21 protein-coding genes, 5 pseudogenes and 1 other annotated feature are annotated in these 23,723 nt (G+C 36.9%); of the genes and pseudogenes, 21 read left to right on the top strand and 5 right to left on the bottom strand.

Annotation, left to right across the window (positions count from 1 at the left end):
• Nucleotides 1-2 precede the first annotated feature (2 nt).
• Nucleotides 3-464 (bottom strand): annotated as a pseudogene (locus BMW30_RS02745) (recombinase family protein); the annotation flags it as partial.
• 169 nt (nucleotides 465-633) lie between these two features.
• On the opposite strand from BMW30_RS02745, the pseudogene BMW30_RS02740 reads away from it, so the two are divergent.
• The 3 genes and pseudogenes from BMW30_RS02740 to BMW30_RS10705 all read left to right on the top strand — a co-directional run.
• Nucleotides 634-819, top strand: a pseudogene (locus tag BMW30_RS02740) (IS256 family transposase); the annotation flags it as partial.
• Nucleotides 820-949: 130 nt separating this feature from the next.
• Nucleotides 950-1,570 carry a rhomboid family intramembrane serine protease gene (locus BMW30_RS02735; protein ID WP_091473665.1) on the top strand — a complete coding sequence of 207 codons (621 nt, stop codon included), beginning with the start codon at nucleotides 950-952 and terminating at the stop codon, nucleotides 1,568-1,570.
• 503 nt (nucleotides 1,571-2,073) lie between these two features.
• A pseudogene (locus BMW30_RS10705) lies at nucleotides 2,074-2,205 on the top strand (recombinase family protein); the annotation flags it as partial.
• Nucleotides 2,206-2,335: 130 nt separating this feature from the next.
• Here BMW30_RS10705 and BMW30_RS02725 read toward each other — a convergent pair.
• Nucleotides 2,336-2,554 (bottom strand): annotated as a pseudogene (locus BMW30_RS02725) (IS3 family transposase); the annotation flags it as partial.
• A gap of 223 nt (nucleotides 2,555-2,777) precedes the next feature.
• Here BMW30_RS02725 and BMW30_RS02720 point away from each other — a divergent pair.
• The 3 genes and pseudogenes from BMW30_RS02720 to BMW30_RS02710 all read left to right on the top strand — a co-directional run.
• Nucleotides 2,778-4,955, top strand: coding sequence for an AAA family ATPase (locus BMW30_RS02720; protein ID WP_091473664.1), 2,178 nt, complete (start codon nucleotides 2,778-2,780; stop codon nucleotides 4,953-4,955).
• Nucleotides 4,956-5,049: 94 nt separating this feature from the next.
• Nucleotides 5,050-5,886, top strand: coding sequence for a hypothetical protein (locus BMW30_RS02715; RefSeq protein WP_091473662.1), 837 nt, complete (start codon nucleotides 5,050-5,052; stop codon nucleotides 5,884-5,886).
• A gap of 303 nt (nucleotides 5,887-6,189) precedes the next feature.
• A pseudogene (locus BMW30_RS02710) lies at nucleotides 6,190-6,740 on the top strand (IS30 family transposase); the annotation flags it as partial.
• A gap of 30 nt (nucleotides 6,741-6,770) precedes the next feature.
• Here the strand turns inward: BMW30_RS02710 and BMW30_RS02705 are convergent.
• Both BMW30_RS02705 and BMW30_RS02700 read right to left on the bottom strand, forming a co-directional pair.
• Nucleotides 6,771-7,700, bottom strand: a complete 930-nt coding sequence (locus BMW30_RS02705; protein ID WP_091473660.1) for a 2-dehydropantoate 2-reductase — start codon at nucleotides 7,698-7,700, stop codon at nucleotides 6,771-6,773.
• Nucleotides 7,701-7,720: 20 nt separating this feature from the next.
• The gene (locus BMW30_RS02700; protein WP_091473658.1) at nucleotides 7,721-8,782 is read right to left on the bottom strand and encodes a PTS sugar transporter subunit IIC; all 1,062 of its coding nucleotides are present in this window, start codon (nucleotides 8,780-8,782) and stop codon (nucleotides 7,721-7,723) included.
• Between the two features lie 439 nt (nucleotides 8,783-9,221).
• Between BMW30_RS02700 and BMW30_RS10505 the strand changes: the two genes are divergently transcribed.
• Nucleotides 9,222-9,368, top strand: coding sequence for a hypothetical protein (locus BMW30_RS10505; RefSeq protein WP_017176832.1), 147 nt, complete (start codon nucleotides 9,222-9,224; stop codon nucleotides 9,366-9,368).
• Between the two features lie 289 nt (nucleotides 9,369-9,657).
• Here the strand turns inward: BMW30_RS10505 and BMW30_RS02695 are convergent, their stop codons facing one another.
• The gene (locus BMW30_RS02695; RefSeq protein ID WP_091473657.1) at nucleotides 9,658-10,332 is read right to left on the bottom strand and encodes an IS6-like element IS257 family transposase; all 675 of its coding nucleotides are present in this window, start codon (nucleotides 10,330-10,332) and stop codon (nucleotides 9,658-9,660) included.
• Between the two features lie 31 nt (nucleotides 10,333-10,363).
• Here BMW30_RS02695 and BMW30_RS02690 point away from each other — a divergent pair, with 31 nt between their 5' ends.
• The 14 genes from BMW30_RS02690 (at nucleotide 10,364) to recJ (ending at nucleotide 23,719) form a co-directional block, all read left to right on the top strand.
• Nucleotides 10,364-10,480 carry an IS3 family transposase gene (locus BMW30_RS02690; protein WP_091473655.1) on the top strand — a complete coding sequence of 39 codons (117 nt, stop codon included), beginning with the start codon at nucleotides 10,364-10,366 and terminating at the stop codon, nucleotides 10,478-10,480.
• A gap of 624 nt (nucleotides 10,481-11,104) precedes the next feature.
• Entirely contained in the window at nucleotides 11,105-11,956 is an 852-nt protein-coding gene (gene mreC, locus BMW30_RS02685; RefSeq protein WP_091473653.1) for a rod shape-determining protein MreC, read from the top strand.
• Entirely contained in the window at nucleotides 11,956-12,489 is a 534-nt protein-coding gene (gene mreD / locus BMW30_RS02680) for a rod shape-determining protein MreD (protein ID WP_091473652.1), read from the top strand. Before mreC ends, mreD begins: the two co-directional genes overlap by 1 nt.
• A 49-nt stretch (nucleotides 12,490-12,538) precedes the next feature.
• Nucleotides 12,539-12,612 (top strand) — a sequence feature (ribosomal protein L21 leader region).
• Between the two features lie 11 nt (nucleotides 12,613-12,623).
• Nucleotides 12,624-12,932, top strand: coding sequence for a 50S ribosomal protein L21 (gene rplU / locus BMW30_RS02675; protein ID WP_091473650.1), 309 nt, complete (start codon nucleotides 12,624-12,626; stop codon nucleotides 12,930-12,932).
• Nucleotides 12,932-13,252, top strand: a complete 321-nt coding sequence (locus BMW30_RS02670; RefSeq protein ID WP_091473649.1) for a ribosomal-processing cysteine protease Prp — start codon at nucleotides 12,932-12,934, stop codon at nucleotides 13,250-13,252. The genes rplU and BMW30_RS02670 overlap by 1 nt, the downstream gene beginning before the upstream one ends.
• A gap of 1 nt (nucleotide 13,253) precedes the next feature.
• Entirely contained in the window at nucleotides 13,254-13,538 is a 285-nt protein-coding gene (gene rpmA, locus BMW30_RS02665) for a 50S ribosomal protein L27 (RefSeq protein ID WP_091473647.1), read from the top strand.
• A 112-nt stretch (nucleotides 13,539-13,650) separates the two neighbouring features.
• On the top strand, nucleotides 13,651-14,937 hold the full coding sequence (gene obgE, locus BMW30_RS02660) for a GTPase ObgE (RefSeq protein ID WP_091473646.1): 1,287 nt from the start codon (nucleotides 13,651-13,653) through the stop codon (nucleotides 14,935-14,937).
• 9 nt (nucleotides 14,938-14,946) lie between these two features.
• Nucleotides 14,947-15,525, top strand: a complete 579-nt coding sequence (gene ruvA, locus BMW30_RS02655) for a Holliday junction branch migration protein RuvA (RefSeq protein WP_091473644.1) — start codon at nucleotides 14,947-14,949, stop codon at nucleotides 15,523-15,525.
• Between the two features lie 15 nt (nucleotides 15,526-15,540).
• Nucleotides 15,541-16,548, top strand: coding sequence for a Holliday junction branch migration DNA helicase RuvB (gene ruvB, locus BMW30_RS02650; RefSeq protein ID WP_091473642.1), 1,008 nt, complete (start codon nucleotides 15,541-15,543; stop codon nucleotides 16,546-16,548).
• A gap of 11 nt (nucleotides 16,549-16,559) precedes the next feature.
• Complete coding sequence (queA, locus tag BMW30_RS02645) at nucleotides 16,560-17,582, top strand: tRNA preQ1(34) S-adenosylmethionine ribosyltransferase-isomerase QueA (RefSeq protein ID WP_091473640.1); 1,023 nt, start codon at nucleotides 16,560-16,562, stop codon at nucleotides 17,580-17,582.
• 12 nt (nucleotides 17,583-17,594) lie between these two features.
• Nucleotides 17,595-18,743 carry a tRNA guanosine(34) transglycosylase Tgt gene (gene tgt / locus BMW30_RS02640; RefSeq protein WP_091473638.1) on the top strand — a complete coding sequence of 383 codons (1,149 nt, stop codon included), beginning with the start codon at nucleotides 17,595-17,597 and terminating at the stop codon, nucleotides 18,741-18,743.
• A gap of 12 nt (nucleotides 18,744-18,755) precedes the next feature.
• Nucleotides 18,756-19,031, top strand: coding sequence for a preprotein translocase subunit YajC (gene yajC, locus BMW30_RS02635; RefSeq protein WP_091473637.1), 276 nt, complete (start codon nucleotides 18,756-18,758; stop codon nucleotides 19,029-19,031).
• A 109-nt stretch (nucleotides 19,032-19,140) separates the two neighbouring features.
• Complete coding sequence (gene secD / locus BMW30_RS02630) at nucleotides 19,141-21,420, top strand: protein translocase subunit SecD (protein WP_091473635.1); 2,280 nt, start codon at nucleotides 19,141-19,143, stop codon at nucleotides 21,418-21,420.
• 49 nt (nucleotides 21,421-21,469) lie between these two features.
• Nucleotides 21,470-23,719, top strand: a complete 2,250-nt coding sequence (gene recJ, locus BMW30_RS02625; protein ID WP_091473632.1) for a single-stranded-DNA-specific exonuclease RecJ — start codon at nucleotides 21,470-21,472, stop codon at nucleotides 23,717-23,719.
• The last annotated feature ends 4 nt before the right edge of the window (nucleotides 23,720-23,723 follow it).

Raw genomic sequence — 23,723 nt, 5'->3', positions numbered from 1 at the left:
TTAGGTGAGTATAGTATAGGTCTGCCTTTATAAACTCTTTTTTGTTTTGCAATTGCTATACCTTGTGCCTGCCTTCTTTTAGATTCTGTTCTTTCCTGGTCAGCAATCATGGCTAGAATCTGAACAATTAAATCTTTAATAAACTTATCAAGCAGGGGATTTCCAATCGCTTCAGCCATAATCGGTAAACTGGTAATAATCAACTGTACATTTTTCTGTTTGAGGAAATTGACAGTTTGAATAATCTCATCATAATTTCTTCCCAAACGATCAATCGCTTCTACAATAAATTGATCGCCCTCACGAATAAAACTCATAGCTTCTTGAAAAACAATCCTGTCAGATATATTCTTTCCTGAAAGTTTTTCTGTAAATATTTTTTCTGCACCAAATTTTTTAAACATTTCAATTTGCCTATTGAGATTCTGATCCAGTGTAGAAACACGAGCATATGCAACTTTCATTAAATCATTCTTTTTTCTAACACTTAATTTACACCCTAATCATACAGCGTAAAGCTAAGCATATCAATACATATATAATGTCTATTTAGGGTCTACCGTAAATAGACAAAAAGTTAACGTCTAGTGTACTAAAAAATAGAGTGATTTTAAGTTGATTGGTTATGCTATATTAATTTGTAATAGAAATAAGAGAATCAAACGGTACAGTAAGCGCAAAGAGCAGTTCCCGAACGAGGACTCCCTTGACCGTTTCCTGGTCACTCAATTTGAAGCATATAACCAACGGTTCGCGACACGGTGTCATATTGGTTTTGACCAGGCCCGTGCAGAATTAGCTGAAATGTTCAGCGAGTAATGCACACTACAAGAAAAGGCATGCCTTCATTTACACATAATTATTGACGGTCCCTTAAAAAAACAGAATATTTTGTGTTATTATAAAAAAAGTTAAAATTATTGTAAAGTTCTATAAAGGAGTTGCTTACATGTTAACCGTAGATAGCAATCTAAAAGAAGCAATTAAAAAATTCCCCGGTACATTAGTAATTATATTATTAATCTTAATACATTCATTATTGGTATTAGTGATATTTGGAGAATACAATAAAGAATCTATTTACATCTTAGGAGGGTTACACAAGGATGTTATTTCTAATGGAGAGCTTTGGAGATTAATAACATTTTCGATTAGTCATATGAGTGTTTTTCATGTAATATTAAATCTTCCCATTATATACTTATTAGCTCGCCCAATTGAGAAATATTATGGAACTTTTCAATTTCTATCAATTACTGTAATACTCTCAATAATTACAGGTATTACAATCTTAGTTTTTTATACTGGTACATATCCATTAGCAGGAAGTTCTGGTATAGGTTACGGGTTTTTGGGTGCTCTTTTATATTTTTCTCACTTACATCCCAATAAATTTAGAAGAAAGGATCGTCAGTTCTTAAATTTTGTATTAATCTTTGGAATTATATTTACGATAACTGTTCCAGATATTAGCATTGCGGGGCATTTGGGGGGGCTTTTGATTGGTTCTTTAGTTGGCTTTATTTCAAAATATATATATAAGAGCAAAGAAACATTTATACTAGATTAGTACTTCATAACTTCAATAATTTGATTATTTTCTTGTTTAAAGAAGTGGAAATAAACTAAAATTTCAATTTATACAATAGAATTGTTAATTCTATTGTATTACTCTTATAAAATATCTTTCTTTCAAAATATATATAAAGAACAATATAATCAATAGTTTGCTAATAAATGTCAAAATTTTTGTATATGTGAATAGTATTTATCACAAATTACTTTTAATTCGTAACTTTATATTCCATTTTCAAAATAAATTTTCCCTGCTAAATAGATATAAATTTTTTGAGTGCCAACGATAAGCCCTACAAAGATTGGTGATAATTCTCCGGGCATGCACAGATTCTGTTGTGGAACAGTGTTTTAAGTTGTGTGATCTTTGTAAGTATTGGTTCGGTGTGACAAGCCGTTCCAGTTCATTCCACAAAAAACTCTACATCTCGTAAGAGCTGTCGGTTCAATGGTTTGTTGTATGATTTATCAGGTGTCGCCCGGTACAGTGAATGATATATATATTTGGATAATCAAAGTGGCAAAAATTTCGAACGAGATAACTATTAGTTACTCAAAAGAATTATCCGAAAAAGAGATATACTGTACATCCATTCTCTGGAGCGATTTGGTCGAGATAAAGAAGAGATTCCCTAGTGCCAACACAAAAAAATATAACACATTAGGATAATAGTATTAATGTTATTATCCTAATTAGTTACTCAATATTAAAGAAGAAAGATGAACTGTAACCTATTATGTAGACAGTTTAAAAAAAGACCTATGCAGTGAGTAGATGGCCCCGGTATTGAATCGGAGTCATCTTTTTTAATCCCCATTGATAGCGTTCATTATTATACCTCGTAATATAGTCCTCCACCTTATGCTTTAATTCTTCAAATGTCTCACACGCTTTATGATCAACGATATCTTTAAAGTGACCAAAGAAGGATTCCATTGGCGCGTTATCCCAGCAGTTTCCCCGACGGGACATCGATTGCCGAGCAAATATACTGAAGTGATCTCACGGATTTGATATTCGATTGCTTGATTAAGGTCTGCCTTAAATTAACATTTTATATTTACTTTATAGTCTTGTTCCATTATACAGTTCCGAGGAGGACACATCAGATCGTTATTGGCAAAACGCAAACAGATTGGAGCAATACATTAATATATTGAGAGATGTATAGTAAACTATACTTTTAGAGGGGGGATTTAACATGATTAACGAACTGGATTTATCCTTTTATTCAGATAGATTTCATGAAATGAAATTAGAAGGATTGAAACAAAAAAATTTTGTATATGGAAAAAATGGAACAGGAAAGTCTTCAATTACTGAAGCAATAAAGAATAATCATTCTACTGAGTACGATATACACTTGTTTAATGGGTATAAGAGAGTTTTTGGAGAAAATGAAAGGTTAGATGCTATTGCACTTGGTGAGAAAAACAAAGAAGTACAAACTAAAATTGAAGAGTTAAATAGCATTATTAAAGAGTTGAGTAAAGATTTAAGAGAGCCAGTTAACGATGAAGAAAACACTTATTCTAGACACAGAGATTCACTCCAAGATTATTTGAAAATTAAAGAAAACATTGAAGAGTATTTTACAAAATGCGCAAGTGAAATTAAAAACCGTAGTAATCCTCAAGTTGCTTCTCCTACATATAATAAACAGTCTTTTAAAGAAGATATGAGTAAAGTATCGAAACTTTCAAAAGATGAAATAAGAAAATATGAAAAGACAATAAAAGAAGACAGGAAAGATATAGAAGTAAATCTAAAACTTCCTGTAATTAATTGGGAAGAGATACAAGAAGAAATAAATGGTTTATTAACTACCTCTATAAAGCCTACAAAGATTATTAATGAGTTAGAAAGAGATCACCGCAAACAAAGTTTTGCACGAGAAGGTATGAAGGTTCACTCTCATAGGGATTCTATTGGAAACTTATTACATGAAGAGAGTTGTGCTTTCTGTGGCAACACTATCTCTGAATTACGATGGTCAGAGTTAGATGACTATTTTTCGGAAAGTTTTAAGAAGCACGAAGAAGATATGCGCGAAAAAATAAATGAAATTGACGTTCATATCGAGAGAATTAACGACGTAGAGAAAATAAACAAAAATGATTTTTACTTAGCATACGAGGAAGAGATAAATGAATTGAATGCTGAGATTTTTGATTATAAAAATAATACAAATGAGTTTTTAAGAAAACTAAAAAGAGCTTTAAAGTATAAGCTTCAGAATATTTTTGAAGAGTCAAAAGAAATAGAAGTATCTGCGCAAAATAACGGACAAGAAATATTGAATAAATATAATCAAATAGTAGAAGAAAACATAAAACTCTCTCAAAATATAGAGCAAAGAAAGAAAGAAGCACGTGATAAAATCCGCTGGCATATTGTGAATTTATATATTGAAAGTAGTGACTATAAAGAACTTCATGATCATCTAAACGTGAGTAAAGGAAAAAAAATCGAAATTAAAACATATTTAAATGACTTACAAGAGAACTTAAACAAGTTAAAAAATGAAAAATCTGAACTGGTCAACAACTCTAAAAGTAATATTATTGCTACAGAAAATATAAATAAGCTACTCAATGGTTTAGGTAATTGCACCTTTACTTTAGAGCATGTTGAAGAAGAAGGAGAGCAAAGGGGACAATATAGAGTTAAAGGAATAGATGGTTCTTTGCGCTCTGTAGCAGAGTTAAGTGAAGGAGAAAAAAACATTCTAGCATTTTTGTATTTTTTGAACAAACTTGAAGATGTTGATCAGAACACGGAATATGACAAGGGAAAAATTATTATTTTTGATGATCCAATGACGAGTAATGATGATAATGTTCAATATTTGATGATAAGTGCTTTACAAAAGTTATATGAACAACAAAATCACCCTCAGTTATTCGTGCTTACTCATAACAATCATTTTTATCTTCAAATGTGTCCAAATAAAAGGAAATACGACAAACAAAATTATTTAAGACTAATTAAAATGAATGAGAAAACGGAATTCGTTAAAATTACTGAGCCCAAGGATGATTTGAAGCCTTTGTATCATGAACTGTGGGAGGAATTGAAGTTTGCATATGAGAATGATAAAACCACATTTATGTGGAATAATATGAGAAGAATCTTAGAAGCTTTTAATAGGTTTGTATATGGGAGTGAACAACCAAGAGATATAGAGAGAAATATTGGAGAATTTGAAGGCAAAATATTAGCTGTATCTTTAATTAAAAGTTTACATGTAAATTCTCATATAGGTTATGAAACAGATGTAGATATAAGTGGAAAATCCAAAGAAGAGCTATTAGAAGTATTTAAGAAAGTTTTTGAAGCTATTAAATTTGAAAGTCACTTTAAAGTATACTGGGGGTAAATGTGCAATGAGACTAAGTTTATATAGCCGATTTAAAATTTTATTAAGAGATCAATTGACCGATATTAAATATAAACTTAAAGGGGATTAAGAGATGGTAAGAGTTAATTATAGTGAGAGACAGTACGAACAACTATTTAATACAGAATTAGTTACTTCATACGGTGTAGATCCAAGAGTTACTATACCAAGCCAAAGAGAAGAACATGATTTAGGCTATGATGCAAAACACGTAGTACTACCAGAATTTATAAATAGTATGAATGGAACTGGAACGATTACAGCAACCAATACCCGATGTGTTACTTGTAATCAGTTTCACAATAATATCAATAATATTCCTAATACTTATAGTGCGAATCTATTTATTCAATTTAAAAAACCCGAGTATTTAACTACATCACAATCAAAACAATATTATATCTTTCAAAATTCATATTACAGATATACTTTGTATCAAGAACAATTAAATACTTTGTTAGGTTTAAATAACAGTCTTATAAATGATAATACTCCTGCTAAGATAATATATGCGTCTCCAGCTGCAAGTGATTTAGATGAATTACATGAACAAGCAACTCAAAGAGAAGTTGTAGAGAAATCTTCTATAGCAGAAGTTTCAACATTAGTTGGTCATAATCATGTTGCATACAGAGATAATACAATGTATGTAGGATGTAGTGAACCCCAAGAATATAACAGTAAAACTCTCAAGAAGCATTTAGAGCGCATTGAAACAGAAACTAATTTAAATGAAACTTATAAATCGATGGAAGTTTTTTTAGAAAAATATGATAACTTAAGTTATAGTTTCTATAAAAAACATATAAGCGCAGTAAATGAATTGGAACTTTCACCCAAAGAGAAGCAAATTTTTTCAATAGAATGGATCGCTAACTATCTTGGCGTTAAATGGACAATTATTACTTAAGTAGAAAATGTAATCCATATGATAATACAGTGGCAGAAACGATTTCTAAAGCAGACAGAACAGAATTTATTCATCAGATAAATTCTGTCTAGTTTACTGCTGACATACCAATCGCCGATTGTAAAATTAAGCTAGACACATAAAAAGGTCACGCATGATACACTCAAAATGGTTTTCCGACCAAAGAAATCATAGGAGTGATCATGCATGACCCATACCCATATTACCACGGATGAACTGGTAATCATAGAAGCCTATTTCCATCACGACACACCGATTTCTCATATTGCGAAACGGATTGGCCGTGCCCGTCAGACCTTCAGGCGAAATATCTCTGAAAGAGCAGCTGACTATCCCACCTTCGATGAAGAATTCGGTCACCTAGAAGGCGATACTATCGTTGGTGTGCGTCATAAAAGTGCCGTCATCACGCTGGTCGAACGGCTATCAAAAGCCATCATCACCTTGAAGCCTGAAGGTCGGACGGCCAAAGATATCGAAACCGCCATCAACACATGGTGCCACTGGGTGCCGAGAAACCTATTCAAGTCCATCACCTTCGATTGTGGCAAGGAATTTTACAACTGGCGGGCACTGAGCAACCAGCATGATTGGGCCATCTATTTTGCCGATCCGGGCACACCATCACAGCGGGGACTGAACGAACATTCAAATGGATTGCTCAGAAGGGATGGCCTGCCTAAAGATATGGATTTCAACACGGTCGACCAAGCTTTTATCTCATCGGTTGCGCCAGGAGAAACCATATCCCGAGAAAATCATTGAACTATCGTACACCATTGGAAGTCTTTTTGAGTTACATGGGTGAAAAGCAACTGTCTAGCTTATTTTGACAAATGAAATCTTGTAATTTCCAATCCATTTTAATGATTTTTCATTTCCAATTGATGAATTAGATGAGTAATCATATCGTTATTCGGGGTTTTGATCCCATATTCTTTTCCATATTCAGAGATTTTACCATTTAGATAATCTACTTCTGTCTGAACACCTTTTGCCAAGTCTTGATGCATCGATGGATAATGCAGTCCCGCCGCACTGTCAGGGAATGCCGCCTTGATTTTTTCTAATGAAGCATCAAAATCTAAATTTACACCACGAGCACCTGCAACTTCTATAATTTCTTCAATTATTGGGGTGATCATTTCAATTACGGCACCGTAAGCGGCAAATTCCCCAATCCTTTTATCCAAAATTGAACATAAAGGATTTAAGACACTATTTAAGGTTGCTTTAGCCCAAATAGAGTGTTGAACATCCCTACTTATAATAGAGTTTAGGTTAGCTGTGTTGAATATATCGTTGATTTCCTCTGTCATTTTTGACGCAATGCCATCTGCTCTTTGAATCTGGATGCCACCTGATCCTGTTAATACAATCTGTCCCGGCCCTTTGAGTCCAGCGGTCCACATCGTCACTGCCAAGTATATGCGATCCTTGGACACATACTTGGCTAGACGGTCCCCATGGCCTAATCCGTTCATCATAGTGAGGATTGCTGTTTCTGCGTGTATTGAATTTTTTTCATACAACGCTTGCAGCATGTCTTCTGCATACATGGCTTTAGTTAAAATAATGATTAAATCATATGATTCATCTATATCTTCCAATAATTTTGCTTTTACAGGAACTTGATATACTTTATCCTCTGTGTGTACTTCCATTCCTTTTTCGTTAATGGCGTTGACATGTTCCTCCCATTTATCTATGAGTGTTACATCAACGCCTGATTCGTGAAGCTGTATCCCTACTCTACCGCCTAGTGCACCTGCGCCTGCTACTGCAATTTTCATTTACTATACATCCTTCCATATTATGATTCTGCTTCAAAATAGAAAATAGTTGGCTTATATATCTTAAGTATTTTGACGAAGAGATAGTGGAATAGGAGTGCTGAAATTAAAGGGACAATAACGTATGCAACGATTACTTTAAATATGACACTCCCAATGCCGCCATCTAACAAAGCTATGGACTGAATTGGACCTACAAAACCCACAAGTCCGAATCCCGCTGATGCAGGGGTGCCCTGGATGTTAAGTAAACCAGAGACAAGCCCCGACACTGCTGCTGTTAAACTTACTGGTAGCAGTAGGATTGGATAGCGGATCATGTTCGGCATCATCATCTTCATCGCCCCGAGTATAACTGCGATGGGCACCCCTATTTTATTTACTTTATACGTGCCAATGAACAACATAATTGCAGCTGAAGCGACTCCAATTGCTGCGGAACCCGCTGCAACCCCCGAGATGCCAATTGCGTATGCAATTGCCACAGTAGAGACAGGTGAGATAATTACTATTGAAAACAATACTGATATAAGAATAGACATAATTATAGGCTGTGTAGTTGTAATACTATTAATCAGTAGCCCGAGTCCAAGGGTAATTGTGTTTACGTATGGTAAAAGTAATATACCAGCTAATCCCGCAATCCCCCCGCCAATAATGGGGAGCAGAATGATACTGAGACTCCCGAGTTTATCTTTGATGATTAACATGATTCCAACTGCAATGGCTGAAGTAATCATCGTGTTAATGAGATCCCCAATTCCTGTTATAATCCAGCCGGAATCTGTGAATTCAGCAGCACCTGATCCTACGAAAGCAGCCGTTCCCACGACGACTGTTTGTAATGGAGTCATACCAAACTGCATTGCAATCAATACACCGGTCAGGACAGGAATAGTAAATTGAATACCTACGACCACATTTTGAAGCGTAGTAAAAATATCTCCGTATTGAGCAAGGTACCCAAACAGCCCTCCGAGGATCGCATTTGGAATTAGACCAACAACAATCGCAAGGGCCACCCCATTGAGTATATTAAACAAGAATTTTTTTGGTGTTATTCTTTCTTTAGCTCCATCCATGTAATTCCCACCTTCTATTTGTGATTTAGTTCACAATAAATATACCATTTACCATGCTGTCTGGCAATATCCTGAATTAAATTCTGAATTATCAGTTCTCTCGTTTAATAAATACCACCCCCTGGTAAATCAAAATAATATTTGCGTTACAATAAAAAGAGAACAATTATTAGAAAGGAAGATTTGAATGGAAGAAAATCAAAATGAAAAAAATAAGAAGAATAAAAAGAAGTAGACCACGCATTTATGCCGAGAAAATTTATTGATGTTGAGAAGAACCCTTAACTAAACTTGCAGACGAATGTCGGCATAGCGTGAGCTATTAAACCGACCATTCGACAAGTTTTGGGATTGTTAAGGGTTCCGAGGCTCAACGTCAATAAAGCAATTGGAATAAAGCAATTATGTTATTTTGATTAAAAAAAGGGGGGGGGCTTGTATGAAGTTTGGAAATTATAAAATTGATTCTTTTTGGTTAATTATGATTATAGGTTTTTTAGCTACTTCTATATTTTTTCCTTTTATGCTTTTGTCTGTAATTATTTTATTGATTTTTGGTTTAGAAAAAGATGATAAAAAAGGTTAAATTTGATTTCTTGGTTTTGGTTTTTGAAACGAGTTGAAAACGAGTTTCTTCTTGTCTTGATAATCACGGTTACAGGTGGAAAGACAAAGTATATAAACAGCTAGTAAAAGAATTTAATATAGAGGGTATAATGTGGGAAGAATTGCTTCTAGACTACATGGGTGAATTTTCCAATCATTGTATACCTTTTCCTGGTTTATTGGAGATGCTAAGAGAGCTAAAAGAAAATCGGTTCTGTTGCAAAGTAAAAAAATATAGCTAACCACTAATTTATCATGTCAGTGTTCGCTTAATTTGCTAGCATGATGCTAATTTCGTGGCATGGCGAAAATCCGTAGATCTGAAGAGACCTGCGGTTCTTTTTATATAGAGCGTAAATACATTCAATACCTTTTAAAGTATTCTTTGCTGTATTGATACTTTGATATCTTGTCTTTCTTACTTTAATATGACGGTGATCTTGCTCAATGAGGTTATTCAGATATTTCGATGTACAATGACAGTCAGGTTTAAGTTTAAAAGCTTTAATTACTTTAGCCATTGCTACCTTCGTTGAAGGTGCCTGATCTGTAATTACCTTTTGAGGTTTACCAAATTGTTTAATGAGACGTTTGATAAACGCATATGCTGAATGATTATCTCGTTGCTTACGCAACCAAATATCTAATGTATGTCCCTCTGCATCAATGGCACGATATAAATAGCTCCATTTTCCTTTTATTTTGATGTACGTCTCATCAATACGCCATTTGTAATAAGCTTTTTTATGCTTTTTCTTCCAAATTTGATACAAAATTGGGGCATATTCTTGAACCCAACGGTAGACCGTTGAATGATGAACGTTTACACCACGTTCACTTAATATTTCAGATATATCACGATAACTCAATGCATATCTTAGATAGTAGCCAACGGCTGCAGTGATAACATCCTTGTTAAATTGTTTATATCTGAAATAGTTCATACAGAAGACTCCTTTTTGTTAAAATTATACTATAAATTCAACTTTGCAACAGAACCATCATTTTATATCTCTACAACAGTTAAAAATTGAACTATTTGATTATGTGAATTGGTATAACAATATTAGACCACATAGTGCACTCGGTTAAATGACACCGAAGGAGTATGAGGAAGCACTCTATAAAAACTGTCTAGAATACTGTTGACATACCAAAGTTTATAGACTACAACCGGTATGATCTTTACTACAGTTCAGACTGGTGAATATACCCAAAAAATACACCTGCAATATTACAATTCGTTTACAAAATAGATTACCACTTGAATATTATTCTGAACTGGGCTATTATAATGACTGTAAACATAATAAGGTCATGGAAAGAAACCATTCTTATATTTAAATATAGAATACGACCTTCCGGCAGAACTAAAGTTCTGGATATCATATTAACTTCTTATCTATTGAGAGACATCACGATGTCTCTCATTTTTTCTCTCAATTCCAAAATGAAAATATGATTAGAAAATTATTAAGAAATTACTTGCAATTTATTAAAATATCATTTATACTCTATTTATAACTAATATAAAAAAGTATTCCTAAGATACTTCAAGAGTCCCCCAAGGATTCATATATTTCTTAACTGGATCAGCAATACCTAAGTGAGAGCTATTCATAGCTCTCTTTTTTATGTTCTCTTCTCTATTTCATTCAGTTTCACAACATTTTATGGTATGATTTTAATGATATTTTTCTTTAAGGAGCTGTTAACATGAATCGATTGATCAACCGCAACAGATTGCTGGCACTATTGTTTTCTGTCATTGTGCTCATCGTGTTGATTGGCTTTTCTATGAATGATCGCGACTCAACAACTTCTGCTGAACAGTTTACAGGTGAGGTTACTGCAACTTCTCAAAGTATAATCAACGCTCCTTTCCAACTTGTTGGCAATATTTTTAATACGATTCGTCTCAGCTTTTCATCGATTAGTGAGAATGAACGGTTACGTCAGCAAATTGAAATGACACCGCAGATGGAAGCAGATAACGCGAGGCTGCAAGAGGAGAACGAAGAGTTACGTGAAGCGCTAGATGTTAGTTCTAAATGGAGCTACGAGACGATTCCTTCTCGTATTATTTCTCGTGCGCCGGATCAATGGCAAGATAACTTTACGATAGATAAAGGTTCACGTGACGGTGTTTCTGAGGGTATGGCAGTGATGACGACAGAAGGTTTAATCGGTATTGTTGAACGCGCCAACTCAAATTCTTCGTTTGTTGAAATTATTACGACGAATAATTCTCAATCACGTTTGTCGGTAGAAATTGAAACGGCTGATGAAACCGTTTATGGAAACGTCTTGGAATATGATCCGGTAGAGAATCATTTAATTATTGAGAACATACAAAATAGAAGTAATGTTGAAGTCGGGGATGCTGTATATTCAAGTGGCTTGGCAGGTAATTTACCTGAGGGATTGATCATCGGTGAGGTTGACCGTGTGCAAAGTGACGAGTACGGCTTAAGTGAACGTGCTTATGTGACGCTCGCAGCGGATTTCCATCATGTGGATTTAGTATTTGTATTAAAACGTGATCCTTCTTCGACAGGTGAAGAATAATGAAAGCGATCGCGATGTTTGTTGTTGCTTTTATCGCAATGTATATAGATATGTCGTTTGCTAATTTTAGTCCTGTACATATGTTTGGTTTAGATGTTTACTTTGTACCGAGAGTATTGCTTATTTTTGTATTGCTCGTTTCTATTTATATTTCTCAACGGATGGGAATTTTTATTGCGGGTGTATCCGGACTCATGTTGGATATTTATATCGGATCGATTTATGGCATACATACATTTGGACTCATTGCTTCTGTCGTCTTCATGCACGCTGCATTCCGCGTGTTTTATAAGGATTTTATCGCACTCGCGTTTGTCGTGCTCGTTCTATCATTCTTATATGATCTTTACGTCTATGTGATATATAGAGTGCTTGCGATTACAACGATGCCAGTGTTTGATTATCTTGCGCTTCGTGCGACACCGAGTCTGTTGGTCAACGCGATATTCTTTACCGGTATTTTCTTTATCGTTTTGAGATTATCTAAGTTAAAAGAAGGGTTACAAGTTTCTGATAAAAACCCAACAAACTGATTGACATGAGAGGTTTATTTATATATAATTCTATGAGTTGATGAAAATTTGTAAACATCAACCGCTCATACAACGGTTTACAAGTGGTTATCCCACCGTTCGATGGCGAGTCTTATTATCCAGGAGGTGCAAGTATGTTTGCAATTATTGAAACAGGCGGAAAACAACTTAAAGTTGAAGAAGGCCAAACAATTTACGTTGAAAAGCTGGACGTTGAAGCAGGTGACACATTCACATTTGACCGTGTATTAATGGTCGGTGGAGATACGGTTAAAGTTGGTGCGCCACTCGTTGAGGGTGCAACAGTAACTGCTAAAGTTGAGAAACAAGGTAAAGGTAAAAAAGTTACGATCATTAAATTTAAACGTCGTAAAAACTACAGCCGTAAACAAGGTCATCGTCAGCCATACACGAAGTTAACAATCGATAAGATTGATGCTTAATGATACGTGCGACATTTACAGTTAATGAGAACGCGCATTATGTCGCTTTCCATATGGAAGGTCACGCAGATTTTGATGTGCATGGTAAAGATATCGTATGTGCCGGAGCGTCAGCAATTGCATATGGCATTTTTAACAGTATCTTCGCATTAACGAACACTAAGCCCGAAGTTGAGATCAAGGATGGTCTTATGGATGTACAAAACATCGCTGAGACAAATGATGTTCAATTATTGATGAGAAGCTTAGAAGTGTCTTTAAAAACAGTAGAAGAAGAGTATAGCGAGTATATTAGTATTTCAAAACGAAGAGGTGAATGACATGTTAAAATTAAACTTACAATTGTTTGCATCGAAAAAAGGTGTAGGTTCTACGAGAAACGGTCGTGACTCAGAATCTAAACGCTTAGGTGCGAAGCGCCAAGATGGTCAGTTTGTTACAGGTGGTTCGATTCTTTACCGTCAACGCGGTACTAAAATCCATGCAGGTGAGAACGTCGGCCGTGGTGGAGATGACACATTATTTGCTAAAATTGATGGTGTCGTTAAGTTTGAACGTGTTGGTAAAGATAAGAAACGTGTTTCTGTATACGCTGAAGCAAAATAATCGTAATAATTACTCAAAGACATCGTTTGCTAGATGTCTTTTTTTTGTGAAATAGAACAAGCTTTAGAACATATGAAATATGCTATAATTTTAAGATATGAGGTGAGACAGAATGTTTATTGATCACGTAGATATAAATGTAAAAGCAGGTAACGGTGGAAACGGTATCGTTGCATATCGACGAGAGAAGTATGTACCACTCGGTGGACCTGCTGGCGGTGATGGCGGAGACGGTGCTGACGTATTATTTGAAGTCGATGAAGGTTTAAGAACGTTGATGGATTTTAGATATCAAAGGCATTTTAAAGCCGCACATGGTGACAATGGTCAAAGTCAAAACAAGCATGGTAAAAATGCGAAGGACTTAATTTTAAAAGTGCCACCAGGTACAATTGTGCGCAACAAAGAGACTGGCGCACTCATTGCTGACTTAACACAGCATGAGGCACGAGCGGTCGTCGCACGCGGTGGTCGCGGTGGTCGTGGTAACTCAAGATTTGCATCTGCACGTAATCCTGCACCAGATTTTTCTGAGAATGGTGAGCCGGGAGAAGTACTCGATGTGACATTAGAGCTTAAATTACTCGCAGATGTTGGACTCGTTGGCTTTCCATCGGTTGGTAAATCGACATTGCTTAGTGCTGTGACGAGTGCATCACCTAAAATTGGTGCCTATCCATTCACTACGATCAAACCAAATCTTGGCGTCGTCGAATCGAAAGATGGCAGAAGTTTTGTCATGGCCGATCTACCAGGATTAATTGAAGGTGCGAGCGAAGGTACGGGCCTTGGCCACCAGTTTTTACGACACATTGAACGCACGAAAGTCATCGTTCATTTAATCGATATAAGCAGTACCGATGGCCGTGATCCAGTTGAAGATTATCACACGATTCGTCAGGAACTCGCCCTCTATAATGAGCAGTTAATGTCTCGGCCTGAATTGATTGTTTTGAACAAGGTAGATTTACTTGAAGACGATGATTTAATTAAATTGTTCAAATCGGAAGTAAACGCTGAAAGTGAAATTGTCACGATTTCAGCTGCAACTCGAGATAATCTTGAACAGCTACTCTATAAAGTTGCTGACTTACTCGACAAAGCAGACGAGCTAGAAGCGCAAGTGGATATCGATGACAGCGATCACCGTGTTGTTTATAAGCATGAGAAAGATCCAGACTTATTTGTCATTACACGTGATGATGATGCGGCATATGTCGTTAGTGGTGATACAATCGAGCGCGTGTTTAAGATGACAGACTTCAATAACGAAGCTGCAGTACGTCGATTTGCACGTCAGATGCGTTCGTTAGGCATCGATGATGCGCTGCGTGAACGCGGCATAGAAAATGGTGATACCGTGCGTATTTTAGGTGGAGAATTTGAATTTGTAGAATAGGGTGAAGAGATGTACCATTATATAGACGGTAAAGTAACAGATATCGCACCGAATTTTATTTCTCTTGAGAACAACGGGATTGGTTACATGTTAATTGTGCCAAATCCTTTTAGCTATCAAGTGGGAGATTCTGTGATACGTATTTATACGGAATTGATCGTACGTGAAGACTCACAATTATTATATGGATTTAAAGATAAAGAACAAAAAACGATGTTTCAATCACTGTTGAAAGTGACGGGTATTGGACCAAAGAGCGCATTGGCAATTCTATCTAGTGCAACGCCAAATGAAGTCATTCGAGCGATTGAAAATGAAGATATGACGTTTATGCAGAAGTTTCCAGGTATCGGTAAACGCACGGCCAGTCAGATTATTTTAGACTTAAAAGGTAAGCTTGTATCTCAAGCAGATACGAGTGAACCAGCAAACAGTGACGACGCATATATCGAAGAAGCGAAGCTTGCATTTGAAGCACTCGGTTATTCAAAGCGTGAGATTACGAGAATTGAAAAATATCTAGCGAAACAATCACTCGCGTCAGTGGATGAAGCGGTGCGCATCGGTCTGAAGTATTTAATACAGTAATGTGAAGGTGAGTTTATGGATGATAACATTTTAGATAAAAATCTAAAGCCTGACGAGAATCAAATCGAAGAGAGTTTACGTCCTGAATATTTAAACCAATACATCGGTCAGCACACATTAAAAGATAATTTAAATGTGTTTATTGAAGCTGCAAAAATACGTGGTGAAGCACTCGACCATGTCATTTTCCATGGACCACCAGGACTAGGCAAAACGACGCTGTCTAATATCATTGCAAATGAACTGGGCGTAAACATTCGTACGACAAGTGGTCCAGCGATTGAACGTGCAGGAGACCTTGCAGCTGTTTTATCGAGTTTAAATACTGGTGATGTCTTATTTATTGATGAAATTCACCGTTTACCGCGTAGTGTTGAAGAAATTTTATACTCTGCGATGGAGGATTTTTTCATTGACGTTATCATCGGTAAAGGTGACGAAGCACGAAGTATTCGAATTGACTTGCCTCCGTTTACATTGGTCGGCGCGACGACGCGTTTTGGTAGTTTGAGCGCGCCACTGCGCGACCGTTTCGGTGTGCAGCTGCGACTTGAATATTATGATTTAGAGAGCTTAATTACGATTGTGAATCGAACTGCAGATATTTTCGAAGTTGTGATCGATAAGGAAAGTGCAGTTGAATTGGCGCGCCGCTCTCGTGGGACACCACGTATTGCCAATCGTCTGCTGAGACGTGTACGTGATTTTTCAATCGTTAAAAAAGAAGAATCTATTTCACTTGAAACGACGAATCATGCGCTAAAAGTGCTTGAAGTTGATGCGCTCGGGCTAGACCCAGTCGACCATAAGATCATGAGAACGATTATCGATGTATATAGTGGTGGACCTGTCGGACTCGAAACGGTTGCTGTGTCAATCGGTGAAGAAGTGATAACGCTGCTTGACGTTTACGAACCGTATTTAATACAACAAGGATTTTTAGAGCGTACTCAACGTGGTAGAAAAGCAACGGCGAAGAGCTACGATTATTTCGGACATAAAGATAACAACGCGTTGTTTTAGAGGAGAAAATGATGGAGCTAAATCAATTTGATTTTAATTTGCCTGAGTCGCTCATTGCGCAAACGCCGCTTGAGGATCGCGAAGCATCGCGGTTACTCGCAATGGATAGGGTGACAGGTGAAATTCAAGATAGAACATTTACAGACATTATCGATTACTTTGAGCCGGGTGATACGCTCGTATTAAATGATACACGCGTCATACCTGCACGATTGATCGGTACGAAGAAAGAAACGGGTGCAAACATCGAGATGTTGTTACTCGCACCAAAGAAAGATTTATACGAAGTGCTAATAAAACCCGCAAAGCGTGTCCAAATCGGTACAGAGATTACATTTGGTAATGGTGAATTAATCGCTACCGTCGTTGAAAAACATACTGAAGGGATTCATCGTGTTAAATTCAAATACGAGGGTGTACTTGAAGCAGTGTTAGACGAGTTAGGTGAAATGCCGTTACCGCCTTATATAAAAGAGGTTTTATCGGAAAAAGAACGCTATCAGACGGTATTTAACAAGCATGCTGGTTCTGCAGCAGCACCGACTGCTGGACTTCATTTTACACATGAAATTTTAAGTATGCTTGAAGACAAAGGCGTTAACATCGCATATATTACGCTTCATGTCGGTCTTGGAACATTTAGACCAGTTGCTGTAGAAGATATTACGACACATAAAATGCATAGTGAGTACTATCATATCAGTCAACAAACAGCAGATGTGTTAAACGAGACGCGTCGCAATAACAAGCGTATTATTAGTGTTGGCACGACGTGTACGAGAACGTTAGAAAGTGTGATTCGTGATTACGATTCATTTACAGAAAGCAGTGGAGATACGGATATTTTCATCTATCCAGGCTTTGAATTTAAAGCGGTGGATGCATTGATTACAAATTTCCATTTGCCAAAATCATCACTCATTATGTTGGTCAGCGCATTTTCAAACTTAGAAAATGTCATGAACGCATACGAACATGCAGTGAACGAACAATATCGCTTCTTTAGTTTTGGAGATGCGATGATCATTCATTAAGGAGGTTAAATTTTGTCATCTATACGATATGAACATATAAAGACGTGTAAGCAAACTGGCGCACGATTAGGTAAGCTACACACGCCACACGGCACGATTGATACACCGATATTTATGCCAGTCGGTACGCTAGCAACTGTAAAAGCGATGTCTCCAGAAGAACTGACTGAACTCGGCAGTCAAATTATATTATCGAATACATATCATCTCTGGTTACGTCCTGGTGAAGATATCGTGAAGGAAGCGGGTGGCCTACATAAATTTATGAACTGGGATAAACCGATCCTTACGGATTCAGGTGGGTTCCAAGTATTCAGTTTAAGTGAGAACCGGAAGATTGTAGAAGAGGGCGTTCATTTTAGAAGTCACTTAGATGGTTCTAAACTATTTTTAAGCCCAGAAGGTGCGATGGATATTCAACACGCGCTCGGCTCTGATATTATGATGGCGTTCGATGAATGCCCGCCATATCCAGCAACGCATGAGTATGTCAAACAATCTATTGAACGCACGACGCGATGGGCAGAACGCTGTTTGACCCATCATAAAAAGAGCGGACAAGATAAAACTCAAGCACTATTCGGAATTGTTCAAGGTGGAGAATTCCAAGATCTGCGCAATCAAAGTGCACGTGACTTAATTGCCATGGACTTCCCAGGCTATGCAATCGGTGGATTATCTGTCGGTGAACCAAAAGACATCATGTATAAAGTACTTGAGGAAACATTACCACTATTACCTGAAGATAAACCACGTTATTTAATGGGCGTTGGGTCACCGGATGCACTCATTGAAGGTGTCATTCGTGGGGTGGATATGTTTGACTGTGTATTGCCAACACGCATTGCTAGAAATGGCACATGTTTCACTTCAGGCGGTCGACTTGTTGTAAAAAATAAGAAATTCGAGCGTGATTTTGGACCGCTAGATCCTGAATGTGATTGTTACACATGTAAAAATTACTCCCGTGCATACATCCGACATTTATTTAAAGCAGATGAGATTCTCGGATTAAGGCTTACGTCTTATCATAACCTACATTTTCTGTTAAAATTAATGAGGGATGTTCGAACGGCTATTTTAAATGATAATTTATTAGAATTTAAAGAAGCGTTTTTTGAAGCATACAAATTAAATATAGAAAATCCTAAAAATTTCTAAGGAGTGTCATTAATGGAAACATTAGTCGCGATTTTACCTCTGATTGTTATTGTGTTACTCATGTACTTACTCATGATTAGACCTGCACAAAAGCGTCAGAAACAAATGCAAGAAATGCAACAATCGCTAGAACGTGGGGATGAGATTATAACAATCGGTGGTATTCATGGTACGGTTGAATCTCATGACCAAAAACACATGTACATCAATGTGGATGAAGGTTCTGGAACGGTACTTAAATTTGACCGTGTTGCATTAAAAGAAATCGTTAAAGATTCAGAATTATAATCTTTATTTAACTAATTAGCTGACGCTGTCAGCTTTTTTATTATTTTAAATAGTACAAGTGTTATAATGAAATTTGTATTTGATATATAACTTTGAGGTGTTGTTACAGATGAGAGTGAAATATAGCCGTTTTATAATTGCTTTATTACTTATTATTGGCCTAGGAACAGTCATCAGTTTAACGACGAAAGACATGTTAGATGATGTGAATTTAGGTTTAGATTTGCAAGGTGGATTTGAAGTTCTATACCAAGTAGAACCAATAAATGACGATGATACAATAGATGAAACCGCCATGCGCGCAACTGCAAATACGCTAGATTCACGTGTAAACATACTCGGTGTCAGTGAACCAAGTATACAAATCGAAGATGGTAATCGGGTACGTGTTCAGCTCGCTGGGGTGACCGATCAAACGGAAGCTCGTGAGTTATTAAGTACACAAGCTGAATTGACAATTCGTGATGTCAATGATGAGTTGTTACTGTCAGGTGCTGACTTAGTTGAAGGTGGCGCGAGTCAGAACTTTGATGATATGAACCAACCGATGGTTTCATTAGAACTTAAAGATGCTGGTAAGTTTAGAGATATCACGGCTGAAATTTCAAAGCGTCCACAAGGTGAGAACCTGATGGTGATATGGATGGACTTTGAAGAAGGCGTTGATAGTTTCAAAGAAGAAGTGGAAAGCAGTGATCCGAAATTCATTTCAGCACCGAGTGTCAACCAACCGATTAACTCAAGAGAAGTTATGATTTCAGGTGGTTTCCAAGGTGATGAAGGGTTACAGCGTGCACAAAACATTGCAGCATTATTAAATGCAGGTTCATTGCCTGTTCATTTAGAAGAAATCTATTCTACATCTGTCGGTGCACAGTTCGGTGAACAAGCACTCAATGAAACAGTTACAGCAGGTTTAATCGGTGTAGCGCTGGTTTTCTTATTCATGCTCGTATTTTATCGATTACCAGGTTTAATTGCTGTAATCACATTAACAGTCTACATATATGTTACATTGCAAGGCTTTAACTTAATCAGCGGTGTGTTAACCTTACCTGGTATTGCCGCGCTCATTCTCGGGGTCGGTATGGCCGTTGATGCGAACATCATTTTATATGAACGCATAAAAGATGAGCTTAGAATTGGTCGTAAATTAAAACAGGCATATAAAAAGGCAGCATCTCAATCTCTGTGGACAATATTTGATGCGAACTTAACGACGTTAATCGGTGCAATCGTGCTATTTATCTTTGGCACGAGCTCGGTTAAAGGATTCGCAACGATGTTGATTTTAAGTATTTTAATGAGTTTCTTAACTGCGGTATTCCTCACACGCGTATTTATGAACTTAGCTGTTAACTCAGGGATGTTTGACAATAAACTATGGTTGTTTAACGTGAAAGAAAAAGATCGCTACAGCTTGTCGGATGGTAAAGACATTGAAGATTTAATAACACCTTACGATAAATTTGACTTTGTGAAATACAGTAAATTCTTCTTTGGTTTCAGTATTGTAACGATTACTGTCGGTATCGTGTTCTTGTCTGTATTCCAGTTAAATCTCGGGATTGACTTCACTTCAGGTACGCGTGCAGATATACCGATTACAGAAGAGACGACAGTCGATGATGTTGAAGAGGAACTCGTTGCGCTTGATTTAATACCGAGTTCAATCACAACATCTGGTGATGACTTAGTTGTTGCACGATATGGTGAGGACATCGGTCAACAAAACTCGACGATGTTACATGATCACTTTGATGAATTATACGGTGAACCGCCAATGATCAGTACAGTATCACCAACGGTCGGTGAAGAACTTGCGAAAAACGCAGTGTATGCACTGATTTTTGCTGCGATTGGTATCATCCTTTATGTCGCAATACGATTTGAGTGGCGCATGGCAGTGCCAACGATCATATCACTGTTGCACGATGTATTCTTTATGATAGCGATATTCAGTGTATTTAGATTCGAAGTTGAAATTACGTTCATTGCAGCAGTGCTGACGATTGTCGGTTACTCCGTCAACGATACGATTGTAACTTTTGACAGATTACGAGAAAACTTACGCAAGATAAAGGTCATCAAGGATCCAGCGGTGATCGATTTGATTATGAACCGCTCACTCAGACAGACGATGACTCGTTCAATCAATACAGTACTGACTGTAATCATCGTCGTTGTATTCCTAGTACTCATGGGTGCTTCATCGATTACAAACTTCTCGATTGCATTGTTAATCGGTCTTGTCAGTGGTGTGTACTCATCAGTATTCATTGCCATTCAACTATGGGGCGTGTTCAAGAAACGCCAGTTGAATAAAGCAGGTGGAGAACTGGTTGTGTATGAAGAAAAAGATCCGAACGAAGAAAAAATATTAGTATAATACAAAATACGTCTAAGCGTGCTTAGACGTATTTTTAGGATGTGACGAAATGCAGCAATCAAAATTTGAATGGAGACAAAGAGAAAAGAAAGGGAGTATTTCTCCCGAACTCATAAAACAATTTTCTCTTGACCCTCTTGAAGTAACCATATTAGAAAATCGCGGTATTTTGACTGAAGAACAATTGAATCGCATAATGAATCCAAAATTTTATGATAGTGAATGCTTGTACAATATTGAAGAGATCATTGAAGTGATCCAATATCATGTCGATACACAGTCAGATATTTTAATCTATGGCGACTTTGATGCAGACGGTATCATTTCAACAACATTGTTATACAAAAACTTACGAACGCTCACTGATCATATGTCGTACTTTATCCCGAATCGTCTTGAAGAAGGTTATGGGCCAAGTGAAGTTGGTTTACAGAAAAGTGAAGCATTCGATAAAAACCTCGTCATCTTCGTCGATAACGGTGTGGCTGCAATCGATAAGATTGAAGAGTTGCGCATGAGCGATATCGATGTAATCGTGATTGATCATCACCAGTTCAAAGATGTGTTGCCAAATGCACATATTTTACACCCTGCACATCCAGAAGGAGATTATCCATTCCAACAACTTTGTGCGGCAGCTGTTGTCTATAAATTACTCGATGCAATGAATCTTGCTAATGACGATGATTTAATGCTTGCAGGCATTGCAACGGTGACAGATCTCGTACCGATGATTGATGAGAACAAAGCATTTGTAAAAGCAGCAATCAAATTACTTAATCAATCCGCACACCGAAGCATTGCACAACTCTTAAAAGCGTCTGGACATAGTGGTGTAATCGATGAGGAGATTATCGGTTATTCAATCGGTCCGCGTCTAAACGCGACTGGTCGACTTGGTGCAGCTGAAATCGGTGTTGAGTTATTACTTGAAACAGATACAAGTCAACTGACAGAATATGCGATAGAGATTGAAGAGACGAATAAACAACGCAAACATTTGGTTGAAGAGATATCCGCCGAGGCGATGAATGCTGTTGATGCAAGTGATGATATTCTCGTTGTTTATAATGACGCTTGGCACCATGGTGTACTCGGAATCGTAGCTTCAAAGATCAGTGAACATTTCGGTAAACCCGCAATTGTCTTATCGTTAAAAGATGATGTGTACGTCGGTTCTGGTCGCTCAATCGAAGGATTTAATCTCTATGAACAAATCAACCAAGTGAAAGACCTTCTCGTCCATTTTGGCGGACATGAACAGGCACTCGGTGTGTCCGTTCATCAAGGTGAAATCGAGTCATTCAAATCAACGTTGAATGATCATGTAGCTAAACTTTATTTAAAGTTAAAACCACTTAAAATGATTGATATCAAGTTAAATTCAGAGTTAGTGACACTGAAAACTTATGAAAAATTTCTTCGATTAAAACCATTCGGCCAAGGGTTTGGTATACCGATTGTCTTAGCTCACGATGTGAAAATAGGTGAGATCAAACGTGTGGGTAAAGACCGCAGTCATATTAAAATGCAATTTCCAGAACTAAATATGGGTGTCATCGGATTTGGTTTTGGTGATTTAAAAGATGAGTTATCCGTTCATGATACAGCACATTTTATCGGCACGTTAAACATCAATCATTTCAATCAAAATCGCACGTTACAAATGAATTTGTTGGATTCAAGAATTGATCATGTTCAGATTATCGATATGCGTGCGAAGCATAACCAAAACTTTGATATGATCGATAAGGAAGAAGCAGTATTTTTAATCGATGTAGATAAAAAGAAACTCGGTGACAATTACTATTATTACGGTGAAAAGATACCATTCACATTAAATACACTCGTGCTCCGAGATTTGCCAAGTGATCTTGATGCATTAGAACAATCACTCCGTGGTTGTTATGTTTCAAAACTCGTCGTCTTGTTTCATCAGCAGACTGAACTCTATTTCACTGGTTTACCAACAGAGGCTAAGATTATAGAAGTAGATGAAATTATCGGTAATGCGAAAGATGGTAGTATTGATTTAAAAGTGCATGCACCACATCTTGCGAAACGTGTAGATGTTTCAATGAAAGAGATCAAAATGATTATCGATATTCTCGAAGATTTAAAACGTATTCACCTAGCGCATGCTATTATTAACTTAGGTGATAGACAGACGTTACTCGACATTAATGATTCGATTCTCTATAATAAGTTGGTGCGACAATTACATAGTGAATCTCAATTAAAAATGATTACAAGTGAAGAGTTAAAAACTTATTTAAGAGAACTATTACAAGTTAGGTGAGGGT

The sequence above is a fragment of the Aliicoccus persicus genome (assembly GCF_900110815.1).
GTDB classification, from domain to species: Bacteria; Bacillota; Bacilli; order Staphylococcales; family Salinicoccaceae; genus Aliicoccus; species Aliicoccus persicus.
This window is presented reverse-complemented; position numbering and strand designations above follow the sequence as displayed.

Excerpts from the sequence above, each read along its gene's own strand:
- BMW30_RS02735 (WP_091473665.1), top strand. The coding sequence starts at position 950 with ATGTTAACCGTAGATAGCAATCTAAAAGAAGCAATTAAAAAATTCCCC.
- BMW30_RS02720 (WP_091473664.1), top strand. The coding sequence starts at position 2,778 with ATGATTAACGAACTGGATTTATCCTTTTATTCAGATAGATTTCATGAA.
- BMW30_RS02715 (WP_091473662.1), top strand. The coding sequence starts at position 5,050 with ATGGTAAGAGTTAATTATAGTGAGAGACAGTACGAACAACTATTTAAT.
- BMW30_RS02705 (WP_091473660.1), bottom strand. The coding sequence starts at position 7,700 with ATGAAAATTGCAGTAGCAGGCGCAGGTGCACTAGGCGGTAGAGTAGGG.
- BMW30_RS02700 (WP_091473658.1), bottom strand. The coding sequence starts at position 8,782 with ATGGATGGAGCTAAAGAAAGAATAACACCAAAAAAATTCTTGTTTAAT.
- BMW30_RS10505 (WP_017176832.1), top strand. The coding sequence starts at position 9,222 with ATGAAGTTTGGAAATTATAAAATTGATTCTTTTTGGTTAATTATGATT.
- BMW30_RS02695 (WP_091473657.1), bottom strand. The coding sequence starts at position 10,332 with ATGAACTATTTCAGATATAAACAATTTAACAAGGATGTTATCACTGCA.
- mreC (WP_091473653.1), top strand. The coding sequence starts at position 11,105 with ATGAATCGATTGATCAACCGCAACAGATTGCTGGCACTATTGTTTTCT.
- mreD (WP_091473652.1), top strand. The coding sequence starts at position 11,956 with ATGAAAGCGATCGCGATGTTTGTTGTTGCTTTTATCGCAATGTATATA.
- rplU (WP_091473650.1), top strand. The coding sequence starts at position 12,624 with ATGTTTGCAATTATTGAAACAGGCGGAAAACAACTTAAAGTTGAAGAA.
- BMW30_RS02670 (WP_091473649.1), top strand. The coding sequence starts at position 12,932 with ATGATACGTGCGACATTTACAGTTAATGAGAACGCGCATTATGTCGCT.
- rpmA (WP_091473647.1), top strand. The coding sequence starts at position 13,254 with ATGTTAAAATTAAACTTACAATTGTTTGCATCGAAAAAAGGTGTAGGT.
- obgE (WP_091473646.1), top strand. The coding sequence starts at position 13,651 with ATGTTTATTGATCACGTAGATATAAATGTAAAAGCAGGTAACGGTGGA.
- ruvA (WP_091473644.1), top strand. The coding sequence starts at position 14,947 with ATGTACCATTATATAGACGGTAAAGTAACAGATATCGCACCGAATTTT.
- ruvB (WP_091473642.1), top strand. The coding sequence starts at position 15,541 with ATGGATGATAACATTTTAGATAAAAATCTAAAGCCTGACGAGAATCAA.
- queA (WP_091473640.1), top strand. The coding sequence starts at position 16,560 with ATGGAGCTAAATCAATTTGATTTTAATTTGCCTGAGTCGCTCATTGCG.
- yajC (WP_091473637.1), top strand. The coding sequence starts at position 18,756 with ATGGAAACATTAGTCGCGATTTTACCTCTGATTGTTATTGTGTTACTC.
- secD (WP_091473635.1), top strand. The coding sequence starts at position 19,141 with ATGAGAGTGAAATATAGCCGTTTTATAATTGCTTTATTACTTATTATT.
- recJ (WP_091473632.1), top strand. The coding sequence starts at position 21,470 with ATGCAGCAATCAAAATTTGAATGGAGACAAAGAGAAAAGAAAGGGAGT.